Source organism: Hymenobacter sediminicola (assembly GCF_014250515.1).
Lineage (GTDB): Bacteria > Bacteroidota > Bacteroidia > Cytophagales > Hymenobacteraceae > Hymenobacter > Hymenobacter sediminicola.
This window is the reverse complement of the sequence record NZ_CP060202.1, coordinates 1,814,838-1,826,074: the sequence shown is the minus strand read 5'-3', so window position 1 is coordinate 1,826,074 and position 11,237 is coordinate 1,814,838. Positions and strand designations below refer to the sequence as shown.

Annotated in this window: 7 protein-coding genes; 4 read left to right on the top strand and 3 right to left on the bottom strand. The window is 62.6% G+C overall.

Going from position 1 to position 11,237, the window contains the following annotated elements; translation table 11 throughout:
• The first annotated feature begins 406 nt into the window (after positions 1-406).
• Together H4317_RS07730 and H4317_RS07725 are read left to right on the top strand one after the other, a co-directional pair.
• Entirely contained in the window at positions 407-1,309 is a 903-nt protein-coding gene (locus H4317_RS07730) for a histone deacetylase family protein (protein WP_185889551.1), read from the top strand.
• 231 nt (positions 1,310-1,540) lie between these two features.
• A complete protein-coding gene (locus tag H4317_RS07725; protein ID WP_185889550.1) occupies positions 1,541-2,557 on the top strand; it encodes a J domain-containing protein in 1,017 nt (338 codons plus the stop codon).
• Positions 2,558-2,774: 217 nt separating this feature from the next.
• Here the strand turns inward: H4317_RS07725 and H4317_RS07720 are convergent, their stop codons facing one another.
• Positions 2,775-3,686: an alpha/beta hydrolase gene (locus tag H4317_RS07720; protein WP_185889549.1), complete on the bottom strand. Its 912-nt coding sequence runs from the start codon at positions 3,684-3,686 to the stop codon at positions 2,775-2,777.
• 299 nt (positions 3,687-3,985) lie between these two features.
• Between H4317_RS07720 and H4317_RS07715 the strand changes: the two genes are divergently transcribed.
• Entirely contained in the window at positions 3,986-4,336 is a 351-nt protein-coding gene (locus H4317_RS07715) for a hypothetical protein (protein WP_185889548.1), read from the top strand.
• A gap of 315 nt (positions 4,337-4,651) precedes the next feature.
• Positions 4,652-8,926 carry a fibronectin type III domain-containing protein gene (locus tag H4317_RS07710; RefSeq protein WP_185889547.1) on the top strand — a complete coding sequence of 1,425 codons (4,275 nt, stop codon included), beginning with the start codon at positions 4,652-4,654 and terminating at the stop codon, positions 8,924-8,926.
• Positions 8,927-9,173: 247 nt separating this feature from the next.
• Here H4317_RS07710 and H4317_RS07705 read toward each other — a convergent pair whose 3' ends face one another.
• Together H4317_RS07705 and H4317_RS07700 are read right to left on the bottom strand one after the other, a co-directional pair.
• A complete protein-coding gene (locus H4317_RS07705; RefSeq protein ID WP_185889546.1) occupies positions 9,174-10,367 on the bottom strand; it encodes a sensor histidine kinase in 1,194 nt (397 codons plus the stop codon).
• Positions 10,364-11,176, bottom strand: a complete 813-nt coding sequence (locus H4317_RS07700) for an alpha/beta fold hydrolase (protein ID WP_349772193.1) — start codon at positions 11,174-11,176, stop codon at positions 10,364-10,366. Before H4317_RS07700 ends, H4317_RS07705 begins: the two co-directional genes overlap by 4 nt.
• Between the last annotated feature and the right edge of the window lie 61 nt (positions 11,177-11,237).

Genomic DNA, 11,237 nt, shown 5'->3' with positions numbered 1-11,237 from the left:
TGTAAAACAAACAACCCGAACCTTCTGGGTTCGGGTTGCGGAAGTGTCAGAGAGAATCTGCTGCTACTTTAGCTATACCGAACCAAACCCGAAGCACTCGGCTTCGAATCGTCTTGCTTAAAGGTGGTATTGATGTGGCGCAGCATGGAGTTGTTGTGTTTGGTGTGACAAATATGAAAGAAGTTTTTTTAGTCACCAAATTATTTAATAAATTTTTATAAATATTTTTTTTCAGCGACGTTACTCAAGCAAATAGCATCCTGCTTTATAAAGCAGAAACACGAACAATATCACCGTCTACCACCACCGACAATTAACACGTGGCACATTACACACTTCTACAAAGTATATAAGCATCTGGAAGGATGCGCACCCTCCGGCGCTGCGGTGCGTACTTGCACAGCCTATGCCCTGCCTTGCCACTTCCGAACGCTACAGCATCAGCCTGCCCAGCGGCCACCGCTTTCCTATTGCCAAATACGAGCTGATTCGGGAGCAGCTGCTGTGGCAGGGCATCGCGCCGCCCCACGACTTCTACGACCCCGGCCTGGCCAGCGAAGAGGACATCCTGCGCATACACTCCCCTGACTACTGGCACCGGGTCCGTGACCTGCAGCTTTCGGCCGCCGAAGTGCGCCGCCTGGGGTTGCCGCAGAGCCCCGAGCTGGTGCGCCGCTCCCTGAGCAGCGTGGCCGGCACGGTGCAGTCGGCGCTACGGGCACTGCGAGACGGTATTGGTATGAGCCTAACAGGCGGCACGCACCACGCGTTTCGGGACCGGGGCGAAGGGTTCTGCGTGCTCAACGACATAGCCGTGGCCGCTGCCCACCTGCTGCACTATGGCCTGGCACGACAAGTACTGGTAGTAGATCTGGACGTACACCAAGGCGACGGCACGGCCAGCATTTTCCACCAGGAGTCCCGCGTATTCACCTTCTCGATGCACGCCGGCGCCAACTACCCGCTGCGCAAAGAGCAGTCGGACCTGGATATTGCGCTGGACTTGGGCACCGATGACGCCTCCTACCTGCGCATCCTGCACGACACGTTGCCCGGCCTCATTGCGCAGGTACAGCCCGATTTCGTGTTCTTCCAGGCCGGTGTAGACGTGCTGGCCACCGACAAGCTGGGCAAGCTGGCTCTCACGCAAGCCGGCTGCCGCCAGCGCGACGAGTACGTGCTGCGCCTCTGCCACCAGCACCGCCTGCCTGTGGCCGTCAGTATGGGTGGCGGCTACTCCGAGCAGCTCCGCGACATAGTAGATGCCCACTGCAATACGTTTCGGGTGGCGTATGAGGTGTTTGGGTGAGTAAGGGGATGAGGTGAATGGTGTTTGGTAATAAGGGGCTAAAAAGAACGTCATTCCGAGCGAAGGCGCAGCCGTAGCCGAGGAATCTCGCGTGCTGAGGTTGCAATGGTAATGACCCACTAGCGAGATGCTTCGACTCCGCTCCGCTGCGCTCAGCATAACGTCTTCCATCTCCCACCACCACTCACCCCATTCACTTCATCCCCACATCACCTCCCCTACCTTTACCCCATGAACCTGCACAACCCCACCACCGACCTGCCTGCCGCTAATTCTCTACCCGTTCCTTCGTCGGGTGAAGCGCCGGGCACGCCCGCGCAGCAGGCGTTTCGGGCGGCCGTGGAGCAGGTGGAAGGGCTACGCCAGCGCCTGCGCGAAACCCAGGCAGAGCAGGCCGAAGCCCGGCGCCGTTACTGGCAGCAGGTGGGCCCCGCCGCCGAAACCGTGGTGCAGGCCCGCCGCGCCCTGTTCGCGCCCCTGGAAGAAGCCCTACTCCTGCGCTACTTCAACCGCCTCGAAGAGCAGCAGATTACGGTCCTGCTCGTCGGGAATGCACGGGCGCTGCAGGACCGGTTTGGGGAAGATGCGGCTGACATCCTGCGCAAATACGCGCCGCGCCGCCGCGTAGACGAGGACGGGAACGGGAACGACGAACCTGCTACCCCGACACCAGGCTCCGGAGATGACAGCCGGCCCCCGCACGAGCAGGCCGCCGCCCACGCCCAGAACCGCCGCAAGTCCAAAGCCGAAAAAGCCCAGGCCGCCGCCGAGCAGAAAGCCCGCGAAGAGCAGCAGGCCCTGCTGTCGAACACCAAAACGCTTTACCGCCAGCTAGCCCGCACCCACCACCCCGACTTGGAGCGCGACCCAACCGCCCAGCAGCACAAAACGGCCCTGATGCAGCGCATCACCGAAGCCTACGAAGCCAATGACCTCTACACCTTGCTTCAGCTCCTCTCTGAAGCCGCCCCCACCGACCAAGCCGACGACACCGTGCTGGCCCGCTACACCCAGGCCCTGCACCAGCAGCAGACGGAGCTCAAGCAGCAGCTCAACGAGTTGAAATTCGGCACCAACGGCTTCTTCGGCAGCACCGGCAAAAAACGCGAGCAGGAAATTCGCCAGCTCAAGCGCCACCTCCGGGCCGAAGCCGACTACCTCCACCACATCCACCACCTCGTGCAAGAGCCCGATGGCCTGCGCGAAGTGTTGCGCCAGCTCGCCGCCGCCGGCCACGAAACTGTCTAGGCTTAGTCCTCAGCATGAGAGGCATAGAGACTCACACACAGGTGCGGCGCATCGTTGAACGACACCCGTGGGCCGTTGAAAGAATCTGTTTTTGTCGGTTCGGCAGCCTTGTATCTGATAGCCGCGCCATCATAACTGGTACCGTTCAACGATGCGCCGCACCTATGCGTCTCTACACCTCTCATGCTGCACACCGTCCTGAAACGGCCGCACGCTCCTACGTCAGAAACGCTACCACCTGCTCTATCACGCTTGCATCACGCAGAATGCGGTTGTGGCCCAGCCCGCTCGTCGGCCGGAACTCCAACCCCGGCCAGCTCGCCGCAATGTCCACGGCCTCCCCGAACGGAATACTCGCATCGTCGTGGTCGTGGAGCAGCAGCGCTTGGCCCACCGGCAGCGTGCGGCCCGTATGAATCAGGCTAAAGCTTTCCGCGTCGCGGCCATGCTGCTCCTGCACGTAGCGGTTCATGCGCGCCACCACCGCCGCCGGTAGCTGCAGCAGCTCCGCGAAACGCTGCGCCACCGCCGTTGTGCTGGCCGGCACCGCCAGCAGCACCAGACGCGGCAGCGTTCCATCGGCGTCCTGATTGAACCGTACCGGAATACCTACCGTGGCCGCGCCCCCAAACGAGTGCGCCACCACGCCGTGCACTGGCCCCACCGCATCGGCCACCGCCTGCACCGCCGCTCCGAACCCCGGCAGCGTGGTCCGCTCGCCCGGCGAGGCCCCGTGGGCCGGGCCGTCCAGCGCCACCACCCGGAACCCGGCCGCCGCCAGTCCCCGCGCCATATAGCCCCAGAAACTGGCCCGATGCTCCCAGCCGTGCACCAGCAGCACCGTGTGGGCGCCAGCCGGATTCCACTCGTACGCCGCCACTTGGCTGCGCGGCGTCGGTACCCAGAACTGCCGGGCCCCGGCCAGCGACTCCGCTTCCCAATGCTTCGGCGGAAGCTGCCGCGGCGTCGTGAATAGCCGCCATGCTGCCCCAAACGCCAACTCCGTCGAGAAGGCCGCCAGCAGCCGGAACTTCAGCCTCAGCAGCCCGATACCGGGTGGCAAAGCCGCTACCAGTGTAGCCGTAGCAGGAGAAGAGGCAGGAGCCGAAGAATCAACAGGTGTCGCCATATGCCCGCAAATATCGGCACCACTGCCCGATGTGCGCCGCCCCGGTAACCGCGCATCATGCTTGCTACCTCATCACCTCCCAAAGTGGTGACTGTTGGGAGCGGGGCTTGCCCCCGCCCGCCGTTGAGCAGCCGACACCAAACGTGTATCAGCCGCAACGGCTAAAGAAAGCCCCGCTCCCTCCGGCAACTCCCACACATGAAACAACTTGCGAACAGCTCTGACTACCCGCGTTGCCCTATATTGCTACCCAATTCAGGAGCAACGCCTGGCCCACCGGCTGCTACAGCATCTGTCCGATGAACAGTTCCCACGTTCTGCCCACCCTGCTCGTTCTCGTGCACCTCGGTCTTGTTATCGGGGCGCTGGTGTGGTTGCGCCGCTACTACGTGCGCCGCCAGGGCCTGCGCCACCCCGGTATTGTGGTACAGGGAACCGTCGTCGGCCTCGAAACCGACGACCTGCGCTGGCTCGACGAGTACCCCATCGTGCGGTTTCCCGGACCCCAGGGCCAGTGGTTCACGTTGCGCGGCTCCGAGAAATGCCGCGCCGGCCGCTTCATCAAGGGCCAGAAAGTCATGGTGCGCTACCCCGCCCCGACTCCCCAGGACTTCATCATCCTCCACGGCCTCGACCGGCTGCTGCAGTGATGAGTGTAATGGGTGCTTGTCCCGCAGGCCGCCACCCAACACCGTGCTGAAAACACCTAACCCGACCGAACCCTACAGGACCAGTGCGGCGGCTATTCCCAAAGCTCCCGCAGCTAGCCTCTACCGTTTTGGCCGGCTGGTGCTGAAGCCTCTCGTGCTTACTCCAAAAGCCGTTTCCGTGCTAGCCTGAGGCACCCCGAAATCTAGGTATATAGTAATTGTGATAGTATACATTTACTTTTTTACATTCACCCAACGGCTCAGCCTGTTACCTCCTTTTCTCCTAATTCCTTTCCTCCACCTTTTCCACCCTCTATGCGTCCACTCCTACTCGCTCCGCAGCTACTACCAAAGCTGCTGCGGCTGTTCCGCCTTGCCGCCACCCCCGCCCGCACCCCGCGTCATTGGGTGCTGCTCCTGGCAGGCTTCTGCCTGGCGGCCCTCACAGCCCGGGCGCAGGCCCCCGCCAACGACGACCCCTGTAGCGCCCAGCCGCTCACGCTCAATGGCAGCCTGTGCACCGTGCCCACCGTCGGAACCAATACCGGGGCCACCACCACTACCGTCAACGGCACTGTTTCCAATACCTGTGGCGCCTTCAACAACACTACTCCCAAAGACGTCTGGTACCGCTTCACGACGGCCGCTACCGGCAGCGCCAGCGCGGGCGCTACCATCACCGTCACCGGCAACCCGGCCGGCCTCATCCGGCTATTTTCGGCTGCTTCCTGCTCGGGCACCTTCACCCAGATCAGCTGTAGCGCCTCCAACGCCAGCAACACCGCCGCCCCCCGCCTCGTGACCGGGGCCCTGCAGCCCAGCACCACCTACTACGTGCAGGTCGCCGGCTACACCTCCACCGATACGCAGGGCCAGTTCACCATCTGCATCACCGACCCGCCCACCTGCGGCGCCCCGGCCGTGCTGGGTGTCACGTTCCCCACGCCTACTTCAGCCGCCGTGGCCTTCACGGCCGGCCCCGGCAACACCACCTTCACCGTAACGCTCAACGGGGGCCAGACCATCAACAACGCCACCTCGCCCGCCACCTTCACGGGCCTTACACCCGGCACCACCTACTTCGCCACCGTCCGCACCGAGTGTGGCGGCAGCACGCTCACCTCGCCTTTCTTCAGCTTCACGGTGCCGCTGCTCAACGATGACCCCTGCGGCGCCATTGCGCTGCCCATCACCAGCACCTGCTCTCCCACTTCCGGCACCACCTTCGGGGCCAGCACCACCACCCCCAACGGCTACGCCAACCCCGGCTGCGCCCTCGACGCCAGCCCGCTTGACGTGTGGTACAGCTTCACGACTCCCGCCACGGGTGGGGCCAGCACCAGCGCCACCATTACCGTAGCGGGCAATGCCGCCGGCCAGATCCGGCTGTTCTCGGCTGCTTCCTGCAGCGGCCCACTTACTCAGCTTGGCTGCTCGCAAAGTGCCACCGGCCCGGCCCTGCCGCTCAGCTCCACCACGCTCACGCCCAGCACTACCTATTATGTGCTGGTGGCCGGCCAGAACGACAACAGCATCCGCGGCACCTTCACCATCTGTGTGACGGGAGCCGCCGCCTGCCCCGACCCTACCAACCTGGCCATCGTCAGCACCAGCACCACCACCGCTGACCTCACCTTTACGCCCAGCGGCAACGCCACCAGCTACAACGTCACGTATGTGCCGGCCATCGGCGGCACTCCCACCACCCTCACCGTCACGGGTTCACCGGCCACGCTCACGGGCCTCACGTCCGGCACTACATACACCGTCACGCTGCAGAGCGTATGCCCGGCCGGCGTAGGCTCCATTCTGACCCGCATCTTCACGGCTACTGCCGGCACACCGTCCAACGACGATTGCGCCGGGGCCACCCCCATTACCAGTGTAGGCATAGGCACCTGCGGCGCGCCGATAACCAGCACCATCACTGGCGCTACGCTTTCGAGCGGAGTACTTGCGTCCAGCTGCGCCGGCAGCGTCGCCCGCGACGTCTGGTTCAGCGTGGTAGTGCCGGCTAGTGGTACGCTGCAGGTAGAAACCGGCCGGGTAGCCGGCAATACGCTCACGGATACCGGCCTGGAACTGTATTCCGGCAGCTGCGGTACCCTCACCCTGCTGGGCTGCGACGATGACAGCTCGCCGGATGGCAACTTCTCGTTGCTGCGCCGCACGGGCCTCACGCCCGGCAGCACCGTGTATGCCCGCGTGTGGCGTTTTGGCACAGCCGCCACCGGCGACTTCACCATCTGCGCCCAGACGGATGTGCTGTGCCCCAGCGTGAGCAACCTAGCCATCAGCAACATCAGCAGCACCTCGGCCAGCCTGTCGTTTACGCCCAGCGCCAGCGCTACCAGCTACACCGTGACCTACACGGCGCAGGGTGGCACCGTTACGGTGGTTACGCCCAACCCCGGTGCCTCACCAGTTGCCCTGACCGGCCTCACCCCGAATACTGTCTATACGGCCACTATTCAGTCGAACTGCCCGGCGGGGTCCGGCCTGCCGCTGGCTCTCACCTTCACGACCCTGGCCCCGGCACCGGCCAACGACAATTGCGCCACGCCTACGGCCCTCACTGTTGGCGCTAGCTGCACCCCGGTTACGTCGTCTACTCTCGGAGCCACGGCTTCGGCCGCGCCGGTGCCCGCCCCTACTTGCGGCAACGGCATTGTGAATGACGTCTGGTTCAGCGCAGTGGTACCCGCCAATGGTGTAGTCATTGTGAGCACCGGCGCCAGCAGTGGTAGCTCCGTAGCCGATACTGGCCTGCAACTCTACTCCGGCACTTGCGGCAGCCTCTCTTCGCTAGGCTGCAACGACAATTCTGGCGGCAACAACTACTCTCAGGTTCGGGCCGCCGGCCTCACCCCTGGCAGCACAGTGTATGCCCGCGTGTGGCAGATTGGCGGCGGCACAGGCGGCGCGTTTACGGTATGCGCCACCACCGACCCACCCTGCCCCAGCGTGACGAATCTGGCCGTGTCCACGATTACACCTACCTCGGCCAACGTGACGTTTGCAGCACCCAGCGCCGGCACCAGCTACACCGTGACCTATACGCCGCAGGGTGGCACTGCTACCACTGTCACGCCTGTTCCCACGGCCTCGCCGGTGGCCCTCACCGGCCTCACGCCGGGTACGCTCTACACGGTGAGTGTGACCAGCAACTGCGCCCCCGGCGAAACTTCTGCTCCAGCTGTCACGACATTTACTACCAGTGGCTGTGCAGGACCTTCCACGCTGGCGGCCACCAACATTACCATGACCTCGGCACAGCTGGTTTTCGGCCTGGGCAACGGCAACAGCTACACCGTAAGCTACACCACCAACGGCGTCACAACCACGCTGACGCCCAACCCTACCGGAGCGCCTATAAACCTCACAGGCCTCACACCAGGTGCCACGTATGTTGTGAGTGTAGTCACCAACTGTGGCCCGTTCCAGTCGCCTGCCGCCATTACGACCTTCACCACGCAGCCAGCCCCGCCCTGCAACCCACCTACTAATCTGGCCGCTACGTCCGTTACCAGCACGTCGGCTAACGTGACCTTCACGCCGGCAGCCGGCATCAGCAACAACTACACGGTGACGTATACGCCGCAGGGCGGCACGGCTACTACCATCAGCCCGGCTCCTACCAGCTCGCCGGTGGCTCTTACAGGTTTGCTGCCTGCTACCAACTACACCGTGACGGTGACCAACAACTGTAGCGGCGCAAACAATCCTACTTCGTCGGTAGGAACCCTCACGTTCACTACGCTGGCAGCACCTTGTCCGCCTGTTACGGCTGTGTTGGTTAGCAACATCACTACTTCATCGGCTACGGTAAGCTTCACGCCCGGCGCCGGCAACACCAGCTATGTGGTGTCTTACCAGACCGGAAGCGGCCTGCCAGTGGTAGTAACGCCAACGCCTACCAGCTCACCGGTGGCTCTTACCGGCCTCGCACCCAACACCACGTATTCGGTGTGTGTAGCGGCCAATTGCAGCAGCGGGGCTTCCCAGCCGGGCGTATGTGTCACGTTTACCACGCCGGTAGCGTGCGTAGCTCCTACAAACACTGCTGTTTCGGGCATCACGGCCACTACAGCTACGGTCACATTCACGCCAAGCCCCACGGCGACGAGCTACACCGTGACCTACACGCCCCAAGGCGGCACGGCCACGACGGTTACGCCGGCCCCCACGGCTTCTCCCGTAACGCTTACGGGCCTCAGCGCCAGCACCACTTACTCGCTGACTATTACCAGCAATTGTGCAGCGGGAGCTACGTCGCCGGCTACGGCTAGCGTGGTCTTCAGCACCGGGCCGCTGGCTTCCCGCCACGCAGCCTTGGCCGATATAGTAAGCGTGTACCCCAATCCGGCACAGCGTCTGTTCTGGCTGGAAGTGCCGGTTTCTCTCACCCGCAAACCGGTGGCTGTAACGCTTCACAATAGCGTGGGCCAGCTACTTCTGCAGCGCACATTGCCAGCCACTTCTACGGCTACCAAGGTTGCATTCGAAGTAGCCGAGCTACCGAGCGGGGTATATTCCCTGCATCTTACTACCAGTGAAGGAGTGCTTATCAAGCGGCTAGTGGTAGAATAGCAGCTTGCCTGCCGTAATCTGCCCTCACTCAGTACCGCAGGCAGCAACACAGAAAAGCCCCCACAGCCGTAGTTGTGGGGGCTTTTCTGTGCTATAGGCCGAAGTCTTCGAGCAAGGTTTTACAGGTTTCCGGCCTACGCTACCCGGGTTCTGGAAGTCTCAGTCGGCAGCATTTTCCGCTTCGTTTATCCTTCTGGCTCCGGTGCTTACGTCTGGCCGACTGCCGGCTCGGAAGTTTAGCTGTCTGCTACCGGGGCAGGTAGATGCGGAACGTGGTACCCTGGTCCACGGTGCTTTCTACTTCCACATGCCCCCCCACTTGGTGCACGAGCCGGTTGACGAGGTAAAGCCCCATGCCTGAGCCATCCACGTCCGGATGAAAGCGGCGGAACAGCTGAAACAGCTCCTTGCTATGGCGCGTCAGATCGATGCCCCGGCCATTATCCTGCACCACCAGCACCGTCATGCCGTCCGCCAGCTCCGTGCTGATCCGGATCTGTGGCGGCCGGCCGGGCATAGCATATTTCAGGGCGTTGCTGAGCATGTTGTAGAGCATGCTGTGCAGGCTGGAGCGAGCCATCCGAAGCGTAGGCTGCGCCCTGAAATCGAGGACAAACGGGGTGGCATGCGGGGCGTGCATCGGCTGCAGGCTCCGAATTATTTCTTCCGTAAACGGCTGCAGCGCTACTTCCTCGGCCGGCATCTGCTCAAGTTGGCGCTGCTGCTGCACCACAGCCGTCAGGCCCTGAATGGTGCTCAGAATCTGCCGTAGCGCCTCCTCAAACATGGTCATCATGTGGGCAGCTTCGGGGTCGTGGAAGGTCGCGGCGCCCTTCAATTCCTCAAACAGGCCCGCCATGTTGTCGATGGGCTGTTTCAGGTCGTGAGAGGCCGTGTACACGAAGCTGTCCAGATCGGCATTGATGCGCGTAAGCTGTTCGTTTTTGCTGACCAGCTGCTCATTGGCGCGAGCCAGTTGCTCGCGCTGCTCTTCCGCCAACGTCTTGGTGCGCAGCAACTCTTGCTCATATTTGCGGCGTTCCGTAATATCAAACAGGGTGGCATGGATAACCAGCGGCTGGCCCTCGGCGGTACGCACCAGCACGGCGTTCATCAATACCGGCAGCGTGCTGCCGTCCTTGCGGCGCAGCAAATAGCTGAGTTCCCGCACCTGATTCTGGAGTAGCAGCAGTGGGGCGCCATGCGTTTCGTAGTGCAGCCGCCCGCCTATCGTAAACAGCTCCTGCAGGCACCGCTGGGCTACCAACTCTTCGCGGCGGTAGCCCAGCCAGCTCAGCAAGGTTTGGTTGAGCCGGACCAGCGTACCATCGGGCAGGCAGGAACAATACCCACAGGGTGCCAGGTCGTAGAGGTCGTCGAGGTTGCTTTCGGTCAGGCGCAAATCAAGGCCTGGCAGCAGCTCGTGGTTGTCGTCGCTCATACTACTGGCATACGCGCGACTTCCAGAAACTGTCTGATTGCCGCAATGGTAGCTTCGGGCGCGCTCAGATGAGGGCAATGACCCGATGTGTCCAGCACCACTAATTGGCTGTCGGGGAGCTGCTGATGCAGGTAACGCCCAACCGCCAGCGGGGCCAGCATATCCTGGGCGCATTGCAGGATGAGGGCCGGCGTATGCAGCTGGGGCAAGTCGGCGCGGTTATCTGCCAGAAATGTCACCCGGGCGAAATGCCGCGCAATGGTAGGGTCGGTGCTGCAAAAGCTACTGCTGAGCTCCTGCGTTAACTCCGGCCGGTCCGGATTGCCCATTATCACCGGCGTAATAGCTCCCGACCAGCCCAGGTAGTTGCTGTCCATGGCATCGAGCAGCTCTTCAATATCGGCTGGCTCGAAGCCGCCGGTATAGTTTTTATCGTTGATAAAGCGCGGCGACGGCGCCACCAGCACCAGCCGGGAAAACCGCGCCGGCTCCTGCACGGCCGCCAGCACTCCTATCATGGCACTCACGGAGTGGCCCACGAACACGGCTTCGTGCAACTCCAGCGTTTGCATCACCTCCAGAATATCCTCGGCATGCGCCTGGAGCGTGCTGTAGCGGGTGGGGTCGTAGGCGGTCAGGTCTGAGTTGCCGGCGCCTACCAAATCCAGCAGCACCACCCGGTAATCCGCTTCAAAGGCCGGTGCTACCAGCCGCCACATGCGCTGGTTGCAGCCAAAGCCGTGTACAAACACTATTGCCTGACCTCCCAACCCGGTAACCGTTACATTATTTCGCTCTAATACATGCATAGCCATCTAATCTGGCAGTAGCCCGCAGGGGCCGGCCCTCTGCCGAGCCGGGAGCACTACT

What these genes read in the sequence shown, in the direction of transcription:
- H4317_RS07730 (WP_185889551.1), top strand. Translation starts at nt 407, where the DNA reads ATGCCCTGCCTTGCCACTTCCGAACGCTACAGCATCAGCCTGCCCAGC.
- H4317_RS07725 (WP_185889550.1), top strand. Translation starts at nt 1,541, where the DNA reads ATGAACCTGCACAACCCCACCACCGACCTGCCTGCCGCTAATTCTCTA.
- H4317_RS07720 (WP_185889549.1), bottom strand. Translation starts at nt 3,686, where the DNA reads ATGGCGACACCTGTTGATTCTTCGGCTCCTGCCTCTTCTCCTGCTACG.
- H4317_RS07715 (WP_185889548.1), top strand. Translation starts at nt 3,986, where the DNA reads ATGAACAGTTCCCACGTTCTGCCCACCCTGCTCGTTCTCGTGCACCTC.
- H4317_RS07710 (WP_185889547.1), top strand. Translation starts at nt 4,652, where the DNA reads ATGCGTCCACTCCTACTCGCTCCGCAGCTACTACCAAAGCTGCTGCGG.
- H4317_RS07705 (WP_185889546.1), bottom strand. Translation starts at nt 10,367, where the DNA reads ATGAGCGACGACAACCACGAGCTGCTGCCAGGCCTTGATTTGCGCCTG.
- H4317_RS07700 (WP_349772193.1), bottom strand. Translation starts at nt 11,176, where the DNA reads ATGCATGTATTAGAGCGAAATAATGTAACGGTTACCGGGTTGGGAGGT.